Annotated in this window: 17 protein-coding genes and 1 riboswitch; of the genes, 13 read left to right on the top strand and 4 right to left on the bottom strand. The window is 67.5% G+C overall.

Annotated features, from left to right (window positions below; genetic code table 11):
- Nucleotides 1–31 precede the first annotated feature (31 nt).
- A complete protein-coding gene (locus R5O87_RS09430) occupies nt 32–1645 on the bottom strand; it encodes an MFS transporter (RefSeq protein ID WP_410555285.1) in 1614 nt (537 codons plus the stop codon).
- A 67-nt stretch (nt 1646–1712) separates the two neighbouring features.
- On the opposite strand from R5O87_RS09430, the gene R5O87_RS09425 reads away from it, so the two are divergent.
- From R5O87_RS09425 to R5O87_RS09400, 6 genes are all read left to right on the top strand, one after another.
- A complete protein-coding gene (locus R5O87_RS09425; RefSeq protein ID WP_410555286.1) occupies nt 1713–2252 on the top strand; it encodes a TetR/AcrR family transcriptional regulator in 540 nt (179 codons plus the stop codon).
- Nucleotides 2253–2352: 100 nt separating this feature from the next.
- Nucleotides 2353–2451, top strand: a riboswitch (glycine riboswitch).
- 189 nt (nt 2452–2640) lie between these two features.
- Nucleotides 2641–5499, top strand: a complete 2859-nt coding sequence (gcvP, locus tag R5O87_RS09420; RefSeq protein ID WP_410555287.1) for an aminomethyl-transferring glycine dehydrogenase — start codon at nt 2641–2643, stop codon at nt 5497–5499.
- Nucleotides 5500–5525: 26 nt separating this feature from the next.
- On the top strand, nt 5526–6674 hold the full coding sequence (gcvT, locus tag R5O87_RS09415) for a glycine cleavage system aminomethyltransferase GcvT (RefSeq protein WP_410555288.1): 1149 nt from the start codon (nt 5526–5528) through the stop codon (nt 6672–6674).
- A gap of 621 nt (nt 6675–7295) precedes the next feature.
- Entirely contained in the window at nt 7296–7679 is a 384-nt protein-coding gene (gene gcvH / locus R5O87_RS09410; RefSeq protein ID WP_410555289.1) for a glycine cleavage system protein GcvH, read from the top strand.
- Entirely contained in the window at nt 7676–9001 is a 1326-nt protein-coding gene (gene glyA / locus R5O87_RS09405; RefSeq protein ID WP_410555290.1) for a serine hydroxymethyltransferase, read from the top strand. Before gcvH ends, glyA begins: the two co-directional genes overlap by 4 nt.
- Before the next feature lie 112 nt (nt 9002–9113).
- A complete protein-coding gene (locus R5O87_RS09400; protein WP_410555291.1) occupies nt 9114–10511 on the top strand; it encodes an L-serine ammonia-lyase in 1398 nt (465 codons plus the stop codon).
- Nucleotides 10512–10569: 58 nt separating this feature from the next.
- On the opposite strand, the gene R5O87_RS09395 is transcribed toward R5O87_RS09400, so the two are convergent.
- Entirely contained in the window at nt 10570–11187 is a 618-nt protein-coding gene (locus tag R5O87_RS09395; protein WP_410555292.1) for a TspO/MBR family protein, read from the bottom strand.
- 88 nt (nt 11188–11275) lie between these two features.
- Between R5O87_RS09395 and R5O87_RS09390 the strand changes: the two genes are divergently transcribed.
- The 3 genes from R5O87_RS09390 (at nt 11276) to R5O87_RS09380 (ending at nt 14842) form a co-directional block, all read left to right on the top strand.
- Complete coding sequence (locus R5O87_RS09390) at nt 11276–12106, top strand: DNA/RNA non-specific endonuclease (protein ID WP_410555293.1); 831 nt, start codon at nt 11276–11278, stop codon at nt 12104–12106.
- 108 nt (nt 12107–12214) lie between these two features.
- Entirely contained in the window at nt 12215–13288 is a 1074-nt protein-coding gene (locus tag R5O87_RS09385; protein WP_410555294.1) for a lipid II:glycine glycyltransferase FemX, read from the top strand.
- A 57-nt stretch (nt 13289–13345) separates the two neighbouring features.
- Nucleotides 13346–14842, top strand: coding sequence for a threonine/serine exporter family protein (locus R5O87_RS09380; RefSeq protein ID WP_410555295.1), 1497 nt, complete (start codon nt 13346–13348; stop codon nt 14840–14842).
- A gap of 6 nt (nt 14843–14848) precedes the next feature.
- Here R5O87_RS09380 and R5O87_RS09375 read toward each other — a convergent pair whose 3' ends face one another.
- Together R5O87_RS09375 and R5O87_RS09370 are read right to left on the bottom strand one after the other, a co-directional pair.
- Nucleotides 14849–15688, bottom strand: coding sequence for a siderophore-interacting protein (locus tag R5O87_RS09375; protein ID WP_410555296.1), 840 nt, complete (start codon nt 15686–15688; stop codon nt 14849–14851).
- Nucleotides 15689–15698: 10 nt separating this feature from the next.
- Complete coding sequence (locus R5O87_RS09370) at nt 15699–16508, bottom strand: uracil-DNA glycosylase (RefSeq protein ID WP_410555297.1); 810 nt, start codon at nt 16506–16508, stop codon at nt 15699–15701.
- A 139-nt stretch (nt 16509–16647) separates the two neighbouring features.
- Between R5O87_RS09370 and R5O87_RS09365 the strand changes: the two genes are divergently transcribed.
- The 4 genes from R5O87_RS09365 (at nt 16648) to R5O87_RS09350 (ending at nt 19349) form a co-directional block, all read left to right on the top strand.
- Entirely contained in the window at nt 16648–17010 is a 363-nt protein-coding gene (locus tag R5O87_RS09365) for a DUF3263 domain-containing protein (protein WP_410555298.1), read from the top strand.
- Nucleotides 17011–17059: 49 nt separating this feature from the next.
- On the top strand, nt 17060–17698 hold the full coding sequence (locus tag R5O87_RS09360) for a LytR C-terminal domain-containing protein (protein ID WP_410555299.1): 639 nt from the start codon (nt 17060–17062) through the stop codon (nt 17696–17698).
- Nucleotides 17699–17856: 158 nt separating this feature from the next.
- Entirely contained in the window at nt 17857–18060 is a 204-nt protein-coding gene (locus R5O87_RS09355) for a cold-shock protein (RefSeq protein ID WP_146033096.1), read from the top strand.
- Complete coding sequence (locus R5O87_RS09350; protein ID WP_410555300.1) at nt 18060–19349, top strand: ABC transporter substrate-binding protein; 1290 nt, start codon at nt 18060–18062, stop codon at nt 19347–19349. The genes R5O87_RS09355 and R5O87_RS09350 overlap by 1 nt, the downstream gene beginning before the upstream one ends.
- Nucleotides 19350–19515 lie beyond the last annotated feature (166 nt).

The following is a 19515-nucleotide window of genomic DNA, read 5'->3' as shown; positions in this document are numbered from 1 at the left end:
CGGCGCGGCTGTTTCATCCGCGGGCGCGGCCTTACTTTGCCTTCGGAATGCGGCGAAGTACGACGGCGGCCAGCGCCGACGCTGCGGCCATCAGTACCAGCGCAATCGCCGCGGTGATATGGACGCCGGAATCAAACGCGCCTCGGGCTGCCGCCGTGAGCCCCTCGGCCAGCGGGGCCGGCAGTGATCCCGAGAGCTCCACGGCGCCCGCCAGCGTTTCCCGGGCCTGGTCCGCCGACGCGGCCGGGACCGTCTGGGCAACGGCCTCCGGCAGGGCGAGGTGCTGCTGGTAAGAGGCCGTCAGGATCGAGCCCAGGATGGCCGTCCCGAGGAGGGAACCCACTTCATAGCCCGTCTCGGAGATCGCCGCAGCCGCTCCCGCTTTCTCCGCCGGCACGGCTCCCAGAATCAGGTCGTTCGAGATGGTCTCAGCCGATCCGACACCCAGCGCCAGGATGAGGAGGGCGGCCAGCAACGCGGTGGGCCCGGCGTCGTGATTCCCGAACGCAACTATGCAGTACCCGGCGGCGCTCAGCGCCAGTCCCGCGGCCACCACGAAGCCCGGCCGGACCTTCCGGACCAGCGGAACCACGAGCAGGCCCGCCACCACGGTGGCCGTCAGGGCCGGCAGCATGGCGGTGCCGGACTCCGACGGCGACATTCCCTCGAGCAGCTGCAGGTGCTGGGCCAGGAACAGGATGAAGCCGTTGTAGGAGAACAGCGCCAGGATGTTCGCCGTGATGGCCGTGCTGAACACGCGGTTCCGGAACAGCGACAGATCCAGCAGCGGGGACCTGCCCACCGCCGGGGACCTCCCCGGCAGCGGGGACCTGTTCGCCAGCGGGGACGCGAGGGCCTGCTGCCGACGGACAAACAGAAGGCCCATGGCCAGTCCACAGGCCAGAACTCCGAACGAAGTCGCGCCGGCCCCATGTGTGGCCAGTTCCTTGATGCCGTAGACCACCGGCACCATGGTCAGCATGGACAGCGCCACGCTGGCAAGATCCACTTTGCCCGGGTTGGGGTCCCTGGATTCCGGAATGAGGAAGCGGCCCAGGACCAGCGGCGGCAGCATGATGGGCACTGCCACGAGCAGGACGGCTCCCCACCAGAAGTGCTCCACCAGCCAGCCGCCAAAGATCGGCCCCAGTGCTGCGCCGCCGGAGAATCCCGCGGCCCAGATCGCCACGGCCAGCCTCCGCCTGCCCGGTTCCCGGAAGATGTTGCGGATCAGCGACAGCGTGGACGGCATGAGCATGGCGCCGAAGAACCCCATGGCCGCGCGGCCCGCGATGAGCCACTCGGCGTTCGGCGCGAAGGCCGACGCCGCTGAGACCGCCGCGAAGCCCGAAATGCCGACGAGCAGCAGCCTGCGGCGCCCGATCCTGTCGCCAAGGCTGCCCATGGCAACGAGGAGCCCGGCGAGGACCAGGGCGTAGGCATCCACCACCCACAGAAGCTGCACGCCCGTGGGGTCGAGGCTGCGGGCGATCGCGGGAAGGGCGAACGTCAGCGCGGTGTTGTCCACGGCCACCAGGAGGACCGGGAACATGAGCAGGGCCAGGGCGAACCAGTCGCGCACGCCGCCACCGCTGGCCTGGGCTGCGGAAGTGCGCTCCGGGGAAAGGGCTGAGTGCGTGGTCATAAGATAACTATACCGTCTGGACGGTACAGTTATAAGCCTTCGCCTGGAACCGGGCATGATGGAAGCCATGCCCAGAAAACCGGTCGCCCGCGGCGCAGTCCTCGATGCGTTTGAATCCCTGCTGATCGAGGTGGGGGAGCGCGCCGCCACCCTTGATGCCGTGGCTGCCCGCGCCGGCGTGTCCAAGGGCGGGCTCCTGTACCACTTTCCGAACAAGGAAGCGCTGATCGGCGTCCTGCTGGACCGGCTCGATGAGTTCGCGGAGGCAGACGCGCAGGCCATGGCTGCGGCTGCCGAGGGTGCTGCCGCCTACTTCATCAGGTCGTCCGTCTGGGCGGACACCCCGCTGGACCGTGCCATCGTCGCCGCGACGCGGCTTGCCGAGGTGGCTCACGAGGAGACCCGCCGCCGGTTCGCCCACATCCAACAGCGGTGGCTGGACGAGATCGCCCGCGACGTGGGCCCGGGCCTGGCCAAGGCCGTCCTGTACATGGGTGACGGCCTCTACTTCAACGCCATGCTCTCCATCGGGCCGGCCGCGACGCCATCCGAGACCGCTGCCGACGTCGAAAGCCTGCTGGCCGCGCTTGACCGGCTGCGGGGGTGAGTGGCGTGTGCCAGGCCACGCTGCCACAGTTTGCGGACGCGTTCACGGCGTAGGACAATAGCCTCTGTGACAGCTGTCACCGCTCAATTGAATAAGCCTTTGATCTGCGGCGGGAGAGTCCTGCAAGTAGGTACAAGCAGGCGCCGTAGGAGCAAAACCTCCCCAGGAATCTCTCAGGCCCATGTACCGCCGCGGCAAGGCAACTCTGGAAAGCAGCAGGCTGCCCGCCTGGCATGTTCCGCCGTTGTGCGGACGGTTCAGGGCATGCTGTGCTCACCGACGGTGCAAGCGGTGCTGTGCGAAAGTGCAGCAGCGCGGAAACTCTCAGGTCCAATACAGAGCGGGGAGGAACCCGAATCAATGTGGCGTACCCTGCGCCGCCTTAGTTATGGAGTTCCTTTTGACCGTTAATTCAGCCTCCTCGTCCTTCGTCGACCGGCATATCGGCGCCCGCCGCCAGGCCGACGTCGAAGCCATGCTCAAGGCCGTCGGCTACGACACCGTCGACGCGCTGGTTGATACGGCAGTGCCGAACGACATCCGCCAGGACTCCGCACTGCAGCTCGCCCCGGCGCTGAGCGAGGTTGAAGCCCTCGCCGAACTCCGCAAGCTTGCGGCCAAGAACAAGACCGCCGTCCAGATGATCGGCCAGGGCTACTACGACACCGTGACGCCGCCGGTGATCCGCCGCAACGTCCTGGAAGCACCCGCCTGGTACACCGCGTACACCCCGTACCAGCCGGAGATCTCGCAGGGCCGGCTCGAGGCGCTGCTGAACTTCCAGACCATGGTCCAGGACCTCGTGGGCCTGCCCATCGCCAACGCCTCGCTGCTGGACGAAGCCACCGCCGTGGCCGAGGCCGTGCTGCTGATGCGCCGTGCCAACAAGAACAAGGCTGCCCACGACGGCAAGACTGTCCTGGATGCGGACTGCCTGCCGCAGACCATCGCCATCGTCAGGGGCCGCGCCGAGGCCCTCGGCTTCGAGGTGGAGGTCGCCGATCTCTCCCAGGGACTGCCCGACGGCGACATCAACGGCGTCGTCCTCCAGCAGCCCGGCGTTTCCGGCCGCGTCTTCGACCACAGTGAGGTCATCGCCGCCGCCAAGGAACGCGGCGCCCTGGTGACGGTGGCGGCCGACCTGCTGGCCCTGACCCTGATCACTCCTCCGGGCGAGCAGGGTGCCGACATCGCCGTCGGCTCCGCCCAGCGCCTGGGGGTTCCGCTGTTCTACGGCGGCCCGCACGCGGCCTACATGGCCGTGCAGAAGGGCCTCGAGCGCTCCCTGCCCGGCCGCCTGGTGGGCGTCTCCAAGGACTCTGCCGGTGTTCCGGCCTACCGCCTGGCGCTGCAGACCCGCGAGCAGCACATCCGCCGCGAGAAGGCCACGTCCAATATCTGCACCGCGCAGGCACTGCTGGCCATCGTTGCCTCCATGTACGCCGTCTACCACGGCCCGGAGGGCCTGAAGGCGATCGCCGAAACCGCCCACGGCCATGCGAAGACCCTGGCCGCATCGCTCAAGGCCGCCGGCCTGGACGTCCTGCACACCAGCTTCTTCGACACCGTGACGGTCTCCGCCCCGGGCAAGGCCACCGGCATCATCGCCGCCGCCGAGCAGAAGGGCATCAACCTCCGCAGCATCGATGCCGACACCGTCGGCATCTCCGCCGATGAAACCACGACGCCGGCCATCGTGGCGGACCTGCTGGCCGCCTTCGGTGCCAAGGCCGTGGAGGCGACGGACGGTTTTGCGCTCGACGCCGCCGTCGAGCGTTCCTCCGCATACCTGCAGCACCCGGTGTTCAACACGTACCGCTCCGAGACCCAGCTGCTGCGCTACATCCGCAAGCTCTCCGACCGCGACCTGGCCCTGGACCGGACCATGATCCCGCTGGGTTCCTGCACCATGAAGCTGAACGCGACGGCTGAAATGGAGGCCATCTCCTGGCCGGAGTTCGCCTCGATCCACCCGTTCGCCCCGGACTCCCAGACCGAGGGCTGGCGCGAACTGATCGCCGACCTCGAGGCGCAGCTGACCGAGATCACCGGGTACGACCAGGTGTCCATCCAGCCGAACGCCGGGTCCCAGGGCGAGCTCGCCGGACTTTTGGCGATCCGCGGCTACCACCGGTCCCGCGGCGATGAGCAGCGCAACATCTGCCTGATCCCGGCGTCGGCCCACGGCACCAACGCGGCCTCGGCCGTGTTGGCCGGCATGAAGGTCGTGGTGGTGGCCACGGCCGCCGACGGCACGATCGACCACACGGACCTGTACGCCAAGATCGAGGCACACAAGGACGTTCTCTCGGCGATCATGATCACCTACCCGTCCACCCACGGGGTGTACGACGGTGACGTGCGCGAGGTCTGCGACGCCGTGCATGCCGCCGGCGGCCAGGTTTACGTGGACGGCGCGAACCTCAACGCGCTCGTGGGCTTGGCGCAGCCGGGCAAGTTCGGCGGCGACGTGTCCCACCTGAACCTGCACAAGACGTTCTGCATCCCGCACGGCGGCGGCGGACCCGGCGTCGGCCCGGTCGCAGCGAAGGCCCACCTGGCACCGTTCATGCCTGGCGACGCGACCACCTGGAGCGAAGGCAACGACGTTCCGATCTCCGCCTCGCGGTTCGGCTCCGCCGGCGTGCTGCCGATCTCCTGGGCGTACGTGAAGCTCATGGGCGGGGCCGGCCTGACCGAGGCCACCAAGTCCGCGCTGCTCGCCGCGAACTACGTGGCGGCCAGCCTGAACGACTTCTTCCCCGTGCTCTACACGGGCGAAGGCGGCCTGGTGGCGCACGAGTGCATCCTGGACCTGCGTGAACTCACGGCCAAGACCGGCGTGACCGCCGAGGACGTGGCCAAGCGCCTGATCGACTACGGCTTCCACGCTCCGACCCTGGCGTTCCCGGTGGCGGGCACCCTGATGGTGGAGCCCACCGAGTCCGAGGACCTGGGCGAGATCGACCGGTTCATCAAGGCCATGATCAGCATCCGCGGTGAGATCGACCAGGTTGCCAACGGCGACTTCAGCGTGGAGAACAGCCCGCTGCGCAACGCACCGCACACCGCGGCCGCCGCGATCAGCTCCGACTGGGACCGCGCCTACCCGCGCGAGCAGGCCGTCTTCCCCGGGCACACCCACAAGCAGGACAAGTACTTCCCGCCGGTAGGCCGCATCGACGGCGCCGCCGGTGACCGGAACCTGGTCTGCTCCTGCCCTCCGATCGAAGCGTTCGAGAACTAGATTTCGCCCCACAAAAGGATTCCTCAATGACTGAGAACTACACTGCCCTCTACGAGGAGCACAAGAAGCTGGGCGCCTCGTTCACCGACTTCGGCGGCTGGCAGATGCCGCTCAAGTACGGCTCCGAACTGGCCGAGCACCACGCCGTCCGCAACTCGGCCGGCATCTTCGACCTCTCCCACATGGGCGAGGTCTGGGTGACCGGCCCCGAGGCCGCCGCGTTCCTCGACTACGCCCTGGCCGGCAAGATCTCCGCCATGGCCGTCGGCAAGGCCAAGTACTCCCTGATCTGCAACGAGGACGGCGGCATCATCGACGACCTCATCGTCTACCGCCGCCCGTCCGGGGCTGAGGGCAGCGACAGGTTCCTGGTGGTCCCGAATGCCGGCAACGCCAAGGTGGTGGCCGAGGCCCTGCTGCAGCGGGCAGCGAACTTCGATGCCGCCGTCGAGGATGCCTCCGCGGAAACGTCGCTGATCGCCGTTCAGGGGCCGAAGGCCGAGGAGATCCTCCTGCGCCTGGTCCCGGCAGCCCAGCATGAACTGGTCACCGGGCTGAAGTACTACGCCGCCGTCGAGGTGTCCTTCCTGGTGGGCGGCGCCGAGCGTAACCTGCTGCTGGCACGCACCGGTTACACCGGTGAGGACGGTTTCGAGATTTTCGTGGAGAACGACGGCGCCGCCGCCCTTTGGCAGTCCGTCGTCGCCATTGCGGACGAGGGGGAGCTGACGCCTTGTGGTCTCGCCTCCCGCGATTCTCTCCGCCTTGAGGCCGGCATGCCGCTGTACGGTAACGAGCTCTCCCTCGAAGGCAACCCCTTCGAAGCCGGACTCGGCCCCGTCGTCGCCCTGTCCAAGGAAGGCGACTTCGTGGGCAAGGCCGCGCTGGCCGCCAAGAAGGAAGCCGGTGCCGGGTCCACCACGGGCCGCAAGCTTGTGGGCCTCAAGGGCCTGGGCCGCCGAGCCGGCCGCGGGCACTACCCGGTCCTGAAGGACGGCAACATCGTCGGCGAAGTCACCTCCGGCCAGCCCAGCCCGACCCTTGGCTACCCGGTGGCCATGGCCTACGTCGACGTCGCCTACGCCGAACCCGGCACGGCACTGGACATCGACCTCCGCGGCAAGCCCGAACCTTTCGAAGTCGTCGCACTGCCTTTCTACAAGCGCTCCAAGTAGCCCAACCGACTGTTTCGACACTGGCCGTCCAACGTCGTCCCGTCGTCCCCGGCTCCGGGGCCGGCAGGCCCCAGTTTTCACGCGTGCTGCTCCTTCGTCGCTTTGACGCACGCTTTCGAAAACCGAGGCCAGCCAGCCCCTCGAGGGCAGTTCACCTTTGATGTTGGGCAGGACACAACCGGTCGCCGGCATGAGCGCCTTCGCAAGCCAAAGGTGCTGGGGGAGGGGCCGCGGCTGGTTGAACCTGTCGAAACCTGGCTGGCCAGAACGTCTCTCGACAAGCTCGATCATTGGGGGTTGAGCTTGCCGAACCGGGCACCAGGATTCTTCCTGGAAACTGTTGGCCCCGAAAACTGAACGTAACAGAGGCGGGTGAGGGGTCTCCGGAAGCGTGCTCCCCACCGTCTCCCTAATCTCGCAAGCTCGGCCAGGGAACCCTGACGGCGTGGGCCCCTACGGGAGCGTCACGTCCGCTTAGCGGGCGTCTTCGCGACCGAGCACGCGGAGGAGTTCCCTCATCCGCCACCCAAGCTACGCGACCGAGCACGCGGAGGAATTCGCTCTCCCGCCACCCAAGCTAGACACGAGATTTTGTACCGAACGTAAAGGAAGAAAGAAAACATGGCAAAAGTTGCCGCTGAACTGCAGTACTCCGACGAACATGAGTGGGTTTCCCGCGAGGACGGGAATGTGGTGTCCATTGGCATTTCCGCCGTGGCCACTGACGCCCTCGGCGACATTGTGTACGTAGACCTGCCCGAGGTCGGATCATCGGTGACCGCTGGGGAGACCTGCGGCGAGGTTGAGTCCACGAAGTCGGTCTCGGACCTGTATGCCCCGGTCACCGGTGAGGTCACGGAGATCAACCCGGCCGTCATCGAGGACCCCGCCCTGATCAACAGCGACCCGTACGGTGCAGGCTGGCTGTTCAAGGTGGCTGCGGAGTCCGAAGGCCCGCTGCTGTCGGCCGAGGACTACGCTGCAAAGAACGGCGGCGAGCTGTGAGCGCCGCACAGGCCGCGACTGCCTCGTTTGAGCAGGTCGTGTCCCCGTCGCTGAACGCGGACCTCGCGGAGCTGGATCCGGAGATCGCGGCGAAGATCGACGACGAGCTCGGCCGCCAGCGCGGTGGCCTGGAGATGATCGCGTCGGAGAACCACACGGCCGCGGCCGTGATGCAGGCGCAGGGGTCGGTGCTGACCAACAAGTACGCCGAGGGCTACCCTGGCAAGCGCTACTACGGCGGCTGCGAACACGTTGACGTGATCGAGCAGCTCGCCATCGACCGGGTCAAGGCCCTGTTCGGCGCCGAGTACGCCAACGTCCAGCCGCACTCCGGCGCGCAGGCAAACGCCTCGGTGATGCACGCCCTGATCAAGCCGGGCGACACCATCATGGGCCTGAACCTGGCCCACGGCGGCCACCTGACGCACGGCATGCGGATCAACTTCTCCGGCCGCCTCTACAACGTGATCCCGTACCAGGTCCGCGAAGAGGACCACCGGATCGACATGGCCGAGGTGGAGCGCCTGGCCCAGGAGCATAAGCCGCAGCTGATCGTGGCCGGCTGGTCCGCCTACGCACGGCAGCTGGACTTTGCCGAGTTCCGCCGGATCGCCGACTCCGTGGGCGCGTACCTGATGGTGGACATGGCGCACTTTGCCGGGCTGGTCGCCGCGGGCCTGCACCCGTCCCCGGTCCCGCACGCGCATGTCACGACGTCGACGACGCACAAGACCCTCGCCGGTCCGCGCGGCGGGATCATCCTGACCAACGACGCCGACGTGGCCAAGAAGATCAACTCTGCGGTGTTCCCGGGCCAGCAGGGCGGCCCGCTGGAGCACGTGATCGCGGGCAAGGCCGTGGCGTTTAAGATCGCCGCGTCCGAGGAGTTCAAGGAACGCCAGGAGCGTGTGCTCGCCGGTGCCCGGATCCTGGCCGAGCGCCTGGTGCAGCCGGACGTTACGGCCAAGGGCATCTCCGTGGTCTCCGGCGGCACCGATGTGCACCTGGTGCTCGTTGACCTGCGGAACTGCGAGCTCGACGGGCAGCAGGCCGAGGACCGCCTCGCCGCGATCGACATCACCGTCAACCGCAATGCCGTGCCGTTCGACCCGCGTCCGCCGATGGTCACCTCCGGCCTGCGGATCGGCACCCCGGCCCTGGCCACCCGCGGCTTCGGCGAAGCAGCGTTCCGGGAGGTGGCCGACATCATCGCCGAGGCCCTCACCGCCGACGCTGATGCGGACTTGTCCGGACTGCGCAACCGCGTAGAGGCACTGGCCGAAGCCCACCCGCTCTACCCGGGCGTCGCGAACCTCGGATGATCTCGCGGGTGGAGTTTTTGTCCAGGTATCGTGACTTCGAGGCCCTTTAGCGGCCATTATCTGGACAAAAACTCCACCCACGCCTGACCACATGTCTAGTTAGGATTGATTTATGGCCGTTGGAGTCTTTGATCTCTTTTCCATTGGGATCGGGCCCTCGAGTTCGCACACCGTGGGGCCGATGCGTGCCGCTGCCGTCTTTGCCGGGGAGCTCAAATCCTCCGGGAAGCTGGAGCGCGTGGCGTCCCTGCGGGTTGACCTGTATGGCTCCCTCGCCGCCACCGGGCATGGGCACGGCACCATGACGGCGGTCCTGCTGGGCCTGGAGGGGTACCACCCGGAGCTGATCCTGCCCGATGAGGTTGAGGAGCGGCTGGCGTCGATCGCGGAGACCGGGACCCTGCAGCTGGCAGGGTCGGTGCCGCTTCCGTATGGCGTGAAGGACATGATCCTGCACCCGCTTACCGTGCTGCCGCGACACACCAACGGCATGAAGTTCGCAGTGGCCGACGCCGAGGGGAACGTGCTGCACGAGGCAACGTTCTTCTCCGTGGGCGGCGGGTTCATCGTCCGGGAGGGCGAGGAGGAGGCCGCGCAACAGGAGCTCGACGAGTCCAAGAGGGAGCTGCCCCTGCCGTTCCGGACCGCCGCCGAGCTGCTGGGCCGCTGCCAGTCCAAGGGGCTGTCCATCGCGGACATCATGCTGGTCAACGAGTGCGCGTCGCGGTCCGAGGAGGAGATCAGGGCGGGCCTGCTGCACATCTACTCCGTCATGGAGGGCTGCGTCGAGGTCAGCCTGAAGCGTGAGGGGCTGCTGCCCGGCGGGCTGAAGGTCCGCCGTCGTGCTCCCGATTGGCACGAACGCCTCCTGAAGGAGGACAAGGACCGGGACCCGAAGTACTGGCAGGAATGGGTCAACCTGGTCGCGCTGGCGGTCAACGAGGAGAACGCTTCCGGCGGCCGGGTGGTCACCGCTCCGACGAACGGCGCAGCAGGGATCATCCCTGCCGTCCTTTACTATGCGCTGCACTTCGCGCCGGGCATGGATAAGGCCACGCAGGAAGACCGCGACGACGTCGTGGTCCGCTTCCTGCTGACCGCCGGTGCCGTCGGGGTGCTGTACAAGGAACAGGCGTCCATTTCCGGGGCGGAGGTGGGCTGCCAGGGCGAGGTGGGGTCGGCGTCGTCGATGGCCGCTGCCGGGCTCGCCGAGGTCATGGGCGGCACGCCCGCGCAGGTGGAGAACGCCGCCGAGATTGCCATGGAACATAACCTGGGCCTGACCTGCGACCCGATCGGCGGGCTCGTTCAGGTGCCGTGCATCGAACGGAACGCCATCGCTGCGGCCAAGGCCATCAACGCGGCCAAGATGGCGCTGTGGGGCGACGGCTCGCACCGGGTCTCGCTGGATGAGGTCATCGTGACTATGCGCGAGACAGGCAAGGACATGAGCTCCAAGTACAAGGAAACCGCGATGGGCGGCCTGGCGGTCAACGTCGTCGAGTGCTGACTGGCTGGTTGGGCCCGTCGGAGCCGGGTTTCGAACAGGCTTAACCAGCGGACCGGACCTAGTTGTTGGCGGCCGCCCACAGGTTCAGGCTCGACGCGAAGACGACCCACGACAGGTATGGCAGCATCAGCAGGCCGGCCGTGCGGCGGATCGGACCAAACAGCAGTACGGTACCTGCCACCGCCAGAGCCAGCGCCACGATGATGCCCAGAGCCAGCCAGAGCGCGGCCGCACCCCACGCCGGATACAGCCCGAAGAACACGGGCGTCCACACCATATTCAGGGCAAGCTGCACGCCGTAGAGGGTGAGCGCAGTCCGGCGGTTGGGGCCGTGGCTTCGCCAAACGAGCCAGGCCGCCACGGCCATGGCCGTGTACAGCACGGTCCAGACCGGCCCGAACACCCAGTTGGGCGGGGACCACGGCGCCTTGTCGGCCGCCGCGTACCAGCCCGTGACGTTGCTGATGGTTGCTTGCGATCCCAACCATGCCACCAGGGCGCTGGCGGCAAGAAAGGCCAGGAGAGCGGCCAGGTCGACGGCGGTGCGCCGCGGCTTGGGCCGCGCGCCGTCACCCCTGGTTTCGTCACCACTGCTACCGTCACCACTCTTTCCGCCGCCCCCGGCGCCGGCGTCCCTTCCGGCTCGCGCGGCCGGCCCGCGGTCCCTGCTTTCCATTGCTCTACAGTTGCCAAGGGGGCGGCCGGAGTCAAGGCGGGCATGTCACCGCACGGGCCGGAGCGGATTGTCAGGCCGGCGTGCCACCATGGGAACCATGGGCGAAGGCTACGATCCCGGCTTCCTGCGCGAGGCCGTTGACCTGCCGGACCCGGACGCGCCCACAATCCTCCTCGACTACACGCACTTCTCGGTGCGGCTGTTGCCGGCGCGCAGGCTCGCAGCCGTGACCGGCGTCAACATCAACGGACAAGCGCTGCTGCCGCTTGGGCGCGAGGGAACCTGGCACTACGATCCCCGGGTGCCGCAGGGGCTCCAGACCGGGCCGGAGGTGTACCAGCACAACGACCTGGACCGGGGCCACCTCGTCCGCCGCCTCGACCCGGTCTGGGGCGATGACAACATCGCGCTCACCGCCAACCAGGACACCTTCTCGTACCCGAATGCGGCGCCGCAGGCCGCCGCCTTCAACCAGGGCAAGGAACTTTGGGCCGGTCTGGAAGACCATGTTCTCCACCACGCCAGCCAATACGACGCCAGGATCAGCGTCTTCACCGGACCCGTCCTCGACGCCGGCGACCTGCCGTACCGGGGCATCCAGATACCGCGGAAATTCTGGAAGATCGCGGCCTGGACCATGGACGGGCAGTTGGCCGCGGCCGGCTTCCTGCTGGACCAGTCCCCGCTGCTGGGTCCGGAGGAACTGGCCCGGGCCGCCAGGGACCGCCTGCTGGCGGACGAGCCACCGCCGCTGGGGCCCTACCGGACCTTCCAGGTCCCCATCCCGCACATTGCTGAGCTGACCCGGATCGCGCTGACGCGCCTGGCCGGCGCCGACCGGTTCACAGCCGTCATTCCGGAGGGCGCGCCGCGAGTGCCCGTCCTGCCTCTGACGGACCTCGGGCAGGTGCGGCTCTGACCAGGATCACGTCCCGGCGGCAAGCGGCGCGCGAGGCCGGACGGATAGACTTGAGGCTGCTTCTCCGGCACCTGCACGAAACGTAAGCGAAGATTGGATACGGCACACTTGCGAGAATTCACTGCCCGCTTTGCCACCTCCGAAGAGGTCGCCAACTGGGACGCCCACGTCACCGCGAATCCGAACGGCGGAAACCTCCTGCAGTCGGAGGCCTTCGCCGAGGTCAAGCAGCATTTCGGCTGGAAGACCCTGCACCTCGTGTACGAAACGGCCGACTACACGAGCTACAACCTGGTGCTGGAAAAGAGCTTCCCGCTGCTCGGCAAGCTCTGGTACCTCATCAAGGGACCGGACGTGGCCGGCGTCGAGGACATCCCCGGCATTGCCGCGGCGAACGCAGAGTTCGTCAGGCGCGCACGGCTGGGCGTCTTCGCCATCAAGATCGAGCCGGACATCATCCTCAGTGACGCCGCCCGCGGGGTCATCGAGGGGGCCGGGCTGGTCAAGACCCACAATCTGCAGCCCAACGACTCCACAGCGCTGCTGGATATTTCCCCCGAGGAGAACCAACTGCTGCGCAACCTCCACTCGCGGGGACGGAACGCCGTTCGCCGCGCCATCCGCGAGGGCGTCGAGGTGCACAACGTGGACCCCAGCGAGGAAAACTTCAAGTCCATGTACGCCCTGATGACGGACACGGTCCAGGCGAAGTCGCAGGTCCGGGTCCGCGAATACGACTACTACCGCCAGTTCTGGACGAACTTCATCAAGCGCGGCCAGGGCCGGCTCATGTTTGTGTACGAAAACGGCGTTCCCTCGGTGGGTGCGTTTGTCATCAACTACGGCCGCAAGGGCACCTACAAGGACGGCGGTTCCCTGCAGAAGCGCAGCCAGTACGGCGATTCGCACCTGGTGCAGTGGACCGCGATCAACCAGCTCAAGGAGCTGGGCTGCACGGAATACGACTTCTGCGGAACGCCGCCCAGCGACAAGCTCAAGGACACGTCGAATCCTTTCCACGGGCTGGGACTCTTCAAGACCAGCTTCAGCAAGACCGTCACGGACTTCGTCGGCTGTTATGACCAGGTCATCAGCCCCCTGAAGTACAAGGCGTGGATTGCTGCCGGCGAACGCGTGGCCCGGCAGCTGTACACCCGCCGCACCGGGCAGCAGTTTTACTGAGCCAGGGAACTGGTAAGGCACTGAACTCCTAAGGCACTGACAAAAGGGGGAGCCCTGATGACCAAACAACCCCGTGGCTCCAACCGGCCGCCCACGGACGGGCTGCCCAAGACGGAGCCGCTGACCGCCTCGCAGCTGCACCAGAACGCGGCCGCCAAGCGCATGCTGCGCCGCCTGGTGCAGGGCGAAAATCCGCCGACGGCGCCCCTGAGCATCGTGGACAGGCTGGCCGGGAGTCCCTACGCCAACCCCATGATCCAGGTGGGCGGGATTGATGAGTCCGCACGCAAGACGATGGACTTCGCGCTGCATCTCGCCGAGTCGATGTTCCGGTACGGTGCCGGCGCCCTCGAGGTCGAAACCAGCATCATTGCCGTGACGGCGGCACTGGGGCTGAAAAACATCGAGGTGGACATCACCAACCAGTCCGTGGGCATCAACTATGCCGCCAAGGACCAGACGCCCATCACCCTCCTTCGGGTGGTCCGGTCCTGGACGAACAACTACGCGGGGCTTGCCCAGGTCCACCAGCTGGTCACCGACATCGTGGCTGGCGGCGTCGGCCGCGACGAGGCTGTCCGCCGGCTCGACGAGATTGTCCGGCGCCCCAAGCCGTTCCCGCGCTGGATGGTGACGGTGGCGTTCGCGGTGTTCTCGGCCGTGTTCGTGGCCGTCATCGGCGGCGGTCCCGGGGCGTCGGCCGTCGCGTTCGCCTCAAACCTGCTCATCAGCCTGATAGCCAGGAAGCTGGGCCGCTGGCGGACGCCTGACTTCTTCATCACGGCGGCCTGCTCGTTTGTGGTGACGGTGATCGCGCTGCTGCTGTGGCGGTTCGGCAGTCCTGTGGGGATCCGGCTGGCCCCCGCCATTGTGGTGGTGGGCGGAATTCTGCTGCTGCTTCCCACCGGGCGGCTCGTGTCCTCGGTACAGGACGCCATCAACGGCTTTCCTGTCACGGCGGCCGGCAGGTTCCTGTCCACCCTGCTGACGTTCGGGGCCGTCGTTGCCGGGATCGCCGTCGCGTTTGTGGTGGGGGACAGGATCGGCATGGAGCCGATCGACGTCACAGAGACCTTCCCGCCCGCGTACCCGCTGTGGGTGCAGGTGATCCTGGTGGCCATCGCCGTCGTGGCGATCGGCGTTACGGAACAGACGGACTGGAAGCTGCTGCTTCCGACGGCGGCCGTCGGTGTGGTGGGGCACCTGGCCCTGATCGGCGGCGAGGCAGTAGGCATTGGCCCGCGGTTCTCGCCGGCGCTCGCGGCGGTGGTGATCGGCCTGCTGGCCCGCGTGGTGGCGCTGAAGATGGGCGCCCCGCAGCTGGTGGTCGCCGTGCCTGCCGGCCTGATTCTCCTGCCCGGCCTCACGATTTTCCGGTCGATGTACGTCCTGACCATCGAGGAATCGGAGATCCTGCTCGGGGCCGGCGGGATGCTCAGCGCCGGTGCGATCGTGTTTGGCGTGGCCGGCGGCATTGTGCTGGGTGACACGCTGGCCCGGCCGCTCACCCGCAGCCTTGCCAGCAACGAGCGGCGGCGGTCCCGCCGCCGCTAGGACCGGCTAGATCTTTCCGATCGGGAGCTTCTTCTCGGCCTGGAACACGTCCTCGACGCGGCCCTTGGCCCAGTAGCCGGACAGCGAAACCTGGCTGCGGTCAAGGCCCCGTTCGCGGAATAGCACGTCCCGCAGACCCTTCATGTAGCCGCGCTCGCCGTGCGCAAAAACGTTCACGCGGCCGTCGGGCCACGCGGCGCTGCGCACCGCGTCCACCAGCTGGCTGCTCTCTCCGGCAGGAATCTCGCCGCGCTGCAGCCAGACCAGCTCCAGCCCGGCCGGGACAGCAATCTCCTGGACATCCGCGTCCGTAGCCACCTCGAGGAAGGCCAGGCCGCGGGCGTGCGCGGGGAGGGACTCGATGACGGCTGCCACTGCCGGCAGGGCAGCCTCGTCCCCGGCCAGCAGGTACCAGTCCGCGTCCGGATCGGGGTTGTAGCCGCCGCCGGGGCCCGTGAAGATGAGGCTGTCGCCCGGTTGGGCAGCGGCAGCCCAGGGGCCGGCCAGGCCTTCGTCGCCGTGGACCACAAAGTCGATGGCAAGTTCGCCGGCAGCCGTGTCCACCCGGCGGACCGTGTAGGTGCGGGTGTTGGGCCACTGCTCCCGGGGCATCGTTTCCCGGATGGCCCACAGGTCCAGGGGCTGGGGGTAGTCCACCCCTGGCTGCGGAAAGACGATCTTGACGTAACGGTCCACGAAGTCGTTGTTGACGTAATCAGCGAACCCCGGGCCGCCGGCGACGATCCGCACCATGTGCGCGGAAAGCTGTTCCCGCCGCAGCACAGTCAGGGTGACCTGCGGGCGGGATTTCTTGGTGGCGGTGGTGTCGGCCGGAAGCGAAGTCATGCGGGTAAGCCTAGCCTAAGCTCCTTGGCGCGGGCTGGGGAGCGGGGACCGCCGGAAGCTCCCAGTCCACCGGGCCTGCGCCCTGCTCTTGCAGGAGGGTGTTGGCGTGGCTGAACGGCCGGGAGCCGAAGAACCCCCGTGAGGCGGACAGCGGGCTGGGGTGGGCGCTGGCCACCACGGGGGTGCTGCCCAGCAAGGGGCGGACGCTCTCTGCGTCCTTGCCCCAGAGTACGGCGACGAGCGGCGCTGCGCCTCCCGCTGCTGTCCGGCGGCCGACGACGGCGGCAACTGCCGCCGTCGTAATTGCTTCCCAGCCTTTGCCGCGGTGGGATCCGGCGGTGCCTTCACGCACGCTCAGCACCCTGTTCAGGAGCAGGACGCCCTGGTCCGCCCAGGCGCCGAGGTCACCGTGGATCCGCGGCGGCAGGCCCAGGTCGGAATCAAGCTCCCGGTAGATGTTGGCCAGGCTCCGCGGGATGGGGCGCGTGCCGCCGTCCACGGAAAAGGCGAGCCCCACGGCATGTCCGGGGGTGGGATAGGGATCCTGGCCCACAATCAGGACTCGCACCCCGTTCAGCGGCTGCCGGAAAGCCCGCAGGACGTTCGACGCCGACGGCAGCACCCGCCGCCCGGCCGCCTCCTCGCCGGCGAGGAAAGTGAGTACGGACCGCAGTTCCGCCTCCACCCCGGCCAGGGCCTCCGCCCAGTCGGGTGCCATCAGCTCGCCCAGGGGCAGCGTGGCCAGCTCCGCAAAGTCCGGGCCGGCCGCCGTCGCGGGTTCGAGGTCGAAGAGCGGTTCAGGTTCCGTCACGGTGTCCATTCTCCCGCAACGCTGCCCGGCCCCGGTGCCCGGTCTGAGAAAAACGACCTGCTGGGGCTCCGCGCCGCAAATGACAATGCTGTTATTCCTCCGTAACATAGGGGAGGTACTTTGACCGGATTCAGCTAAGGAGAGCGCAGTGGCCGAGCCGTTGCAGGACCATCTCACTGAGCAGGATTCAGGGCAGGATTCACCGCTGGAGCAGGGGCTGCGAAGCGGCTCGCTGCTGGACGACTTCAAGCTCCGGGACTCGCCGCTGAGCGAGCGGGAGCAGCAGATTCTCGCCCTGGAGCGGCAGTGGTGGAAGTACGCCGGCGCCAAGGAACAGGCCATCCGCGAGCTCTTCGACCTGTCCGCGACGCACTACTACCAGATCCTGAACGCCCTGATTGATACAGAGCACGCGCTGGCCCACGACCCCATGCTGGTGAAGAGATTGCGTAGACTACGTACGTCACGTCAGCGGGCCCGCACCGCACGCCGCCTCGGATCTGACGCGTAACTGCCAGTGCCGCACAGCCGGCGAAAACCAACAAGGACTCCTGTTTACCATGACTAATTTTGCTCGGGACGAATTCGACAGGGTGCCTGAGGTCTCCTCCCGGCAGGGCGTTCACCGCGCTGTCTCCGCGCCGTCGCGTCCGAAGTTGTGGCCGATTCTTTCCGTGGGAATCGGGGCGCTCGCCGTCGGCCTGGTTGCTTTCCTCCTCCTGCCGCAGCTGGGGTTCCAGCCCGCCATCGCGCCGCCGCCCGCCGCTGCGGCTGACACGCCCACCGCGTCGGCCAGCCCCACGGCGACGCCCTCTGCAAGTGCGGAACCCAGCGCCAGCGCCTCGGCCTCGGCGTCCGCTTCCGAATCGGCTTCGTCCTCCGTGCTGGAACCCGCCACTTCGGAAACCGATGCCCCGGCAGCGGTGGACAAGTCGCAGCCGGTAGCCATCTTCAACGGCACGCTGACCTCCGGACTGGCCGGACGCGTGGGCGCCACAGTCCAGTCCGACGGCTGGGTGCTCGGTGAAGTGGCCAACTGGCAGGGCGCTCCCCAGCAGCAGTCGGTGATCTTCTACTCGGACGCTGCCCACCGGGCCAACGCCGAGGCGCTCAGTGCACTGCTGAACATCCCCACGCTGGTGGAGAGCTCGGACTTCCCCACGCCCGTTGCGGTGGTGCTGGGCCCCGGCTACCAGTAGCAATTCCGGTTACGCCTGAATAACTTTTGCCTCCGCTGCGGGCCGCTGGCCTGCGCCGCGCAGGGCCGGACTGGATAGAGTGAAGGCAGGCTGCGAGGCGTAATTCACGGCACACACCGACGTGGGCCTTACGGAAGCAACCTGAAAGTGTGGGGATCATGGCATTGGGAACCGTGAAGTGGTTCAACGCGGAAAAGGGCTACGGCTTCATCACCGTTGACGATTCGGGCGACGACGTCTTTGTGCACTGGTCGGCCATCCAAACCGACGGGTTCCGGGCGCTGGACGAGGGCCAGCGAGTGGAGCTGGAAGTGGGCGAAGGCGAAAAGGGTCCGCAGGCAGAAAAGGTCCGGCCCGTCTAGTGGTACGCAGCGCAGGTCTCAGGGGTTCTGACGTCTGGGGCGCCGCCGTCTGGTCTGCCGCCGCTGCGCTGGCACTCAGCTCCTGCTCCGGATCCGGGGACAACGCCCGGACCGCTCCGGTTGAAGCCAGCGGCGACGGGACCCTGCGGATCGGGCTGATCCTGGACAACGCCGGACCCCAGGCCTTCCTGAACGCCGCCGAGCTGGCCGCCGCCAAGCTCGCCGTCCAGGAGATCAACGCGGCGGGCGGGCACAAGGGCCGGCCCGTAGAGCTGCTGCCTGAATCCACTGGCGGCGATACCGCCGCACAGGCCCGGGCGCTTGCCGACGCCAGGGCGGACGTCGTGATCGGTCCCACCGATTCCAGCCGCGCCCCGGCCGCCATCGACGTGCTGTCCAAGGCCAGGATCACGCTCATCTCTCCCGCGAATACGGCACCTGAGCTCAGCAGCTACAAGAGCGGCGGCTACTACTTCCGCACGGCGGCTGCGGACATCGCACAGGCTCCAGTCCTGGTGAAACTCGCCAAGGACGCCGGAGCCAAGAGCCTCGCGGTGGTTTACGAGGACGGCAGCTATGGCCAGGACGTGTCAGCCGCAGTTACCGCTTCCGCCAAAGCCGCTGGGCTGGACCCCGTGACCGTTTCCGGCTTCAAGTCGGGCGAGGCGCAGACGTCCGCGGCTGCCATCCGCGACGCGGCGCCGGACGCCGTCGTCCTTATTGCCCGGGACGGAGCGCAGGGCGCCATTGCCGAACTCACCAACGCCGGGGTGCCGGGCAACAAGATCGTCCTGGCCGACGGCGCCTTCAGGCAGTACGGCTCCGCTCTCGGATCGAAGTCCCTGGAGGGTACGCGCGCCCTGGTGCCCGGCGTTTTCCCGTCGGCTCACTTCCAGGCTGAACTCGTGGCCATCGATGCGAAACTCAAGGACACAACGTTCGCGGCTGAGACCTATGACGCCGTGAACCTCGCGGCGGTGGCCGCCGCTGCTGCAGAGGACGACGCCGGTTCCTCCATCGCGGGCACGCTCATCTCCGTCTCCGGCGGCACTTCCGGCAGGCAGACATCTGCCTCGCCGGCGGCCCGGCCGACAGCATGCTCGACGTACAAGGACTGCCTTGCCGCAATCCGCGACGGGAAGGGCATCGATTACGACGGCGAATCGGGCCCCATTCGCTTTGATGTGAACGGGGACATCACTGCCGCGAAGTACATGGTGTTCACGTACGGAGCCGACAATAAGGCCAAGCTCACGGGCAGCGAGGCGGCCGGCAGGTCAGCCGGCTGATCGCTGGCAGCGAATAACTCCGCCCGTTCGCGGGATAAACAAGCTCATCTGCTTGCACTCTCCCCGGGGGAGTGCTAATTATTGATTAGCACTCCAGCGTGCCGACTGCTAAAGGGTCGTCCGGTTCAGGCCGGCACAGCCCCGGCAGCGGCGCAAGGAGCGAAAG

This window comes from Arthrobacter globiformis (genome assembly GCF_046536215.2).
Taxonomy (GTDB): Bacteria; Actinomycetota; Actinomycetes; order Actinomycetales; family Micrococcaceae; genus Arthrobacter; species Arthrobacter globiformis_E.
The sequence above is the reverse complement of the archived record's forward strand: the minus strand, read 5'-3'. Positions and strand labels throughout refer to the sequence as shown.

Coding starts and splice junctions, on each gene's coding strand:
- R5O87_RS09375 (WP_410555296.1), bottom strand. CDS start 15,688: ATGACTTCGCTTCCGGCCGACACCACCGCCACCAAGAAATCCCGCCCG.
- R5O87_RS09370 (WP_410555297.1), bottom strand. CDS start 16,508: ATGGACACCGTGACGGAACCTGAACCGCTCTTCGACCTCGAACCCGCG.
- R5O87_RS09395 (WP_410555292.1), bottom strand. CDS start 11,187: ATGGAAAGCAGGGACCGCGGGCCGGCCGCGCGAGCCGGAAGGGACGCC.
- R5O87_RS09425 (WP_410555286.1), top strand. CDS start 1,713: ATGCCCAGAAAACCGGTCGCCCGCGGCGCAGTCCTCGATGCGTTTGAA.
- R5O87_RS09390 (WP_410555293.1), top strand. CDS start 11,276: ATGGGAACCATGGGCGAAGGCTACGATCCCGGCTTCCTGCGCGAGGCC.
- R5O87_RS09355 (WP_146033096.1), top strand. CDS start 17,857: ATGGCATTGGGAACCGTGAAGTGGTTCAACGCGGAAAAGGGCTACGGC.
- R5O87_RS09380 (WP_410555295.1), top strand. CDS start 13,346: ATGACCAAACAACCCCGTGGCTCCAACCGGCCGCCCACGGACGGGCTG.
- R5O87_RS09430 (WP_410555285.1), bottom strand. CDS start 1,645: ATGACCACGCACTCAGCCCTTTCCCCGGAGCGCACTTCCGCAGCCCAG.
- R5O87_RS09360 (WP_410555299.1), top strand. CDS start 17,060: ATGACTAATTTTGCTCGGGACGAATTCGACAGGGTGCCTGAGGTCTCC.
- R5O87_RS09400 (WP_410555291.1), top strand. CDS start 9,114: ATGGCCGTTGGAGTCTTTGATCTCTTTTCCATTGGGATCGGGCCCTCG.
- gcvT (WP_410555288.1), top strand. CDS start 5,526: ATGACTGAGAACTACACTGCCCTCTACGAGGAGCACAAGAAGCTGGGC.
- gcvP (WP_410555287.1), top strand. CDS start 2,641: ATGGAGTTCCTTTTGACCGTTAATTCAGCCTCCTCGTCCTTCGTCGAC.
- gcvH (WP_410555289.1), top strand. CDS start 7,296: ATGGCAAAAGTTGCCGCTGAACTGCAGTACTCCGACGAACATGAGTGG.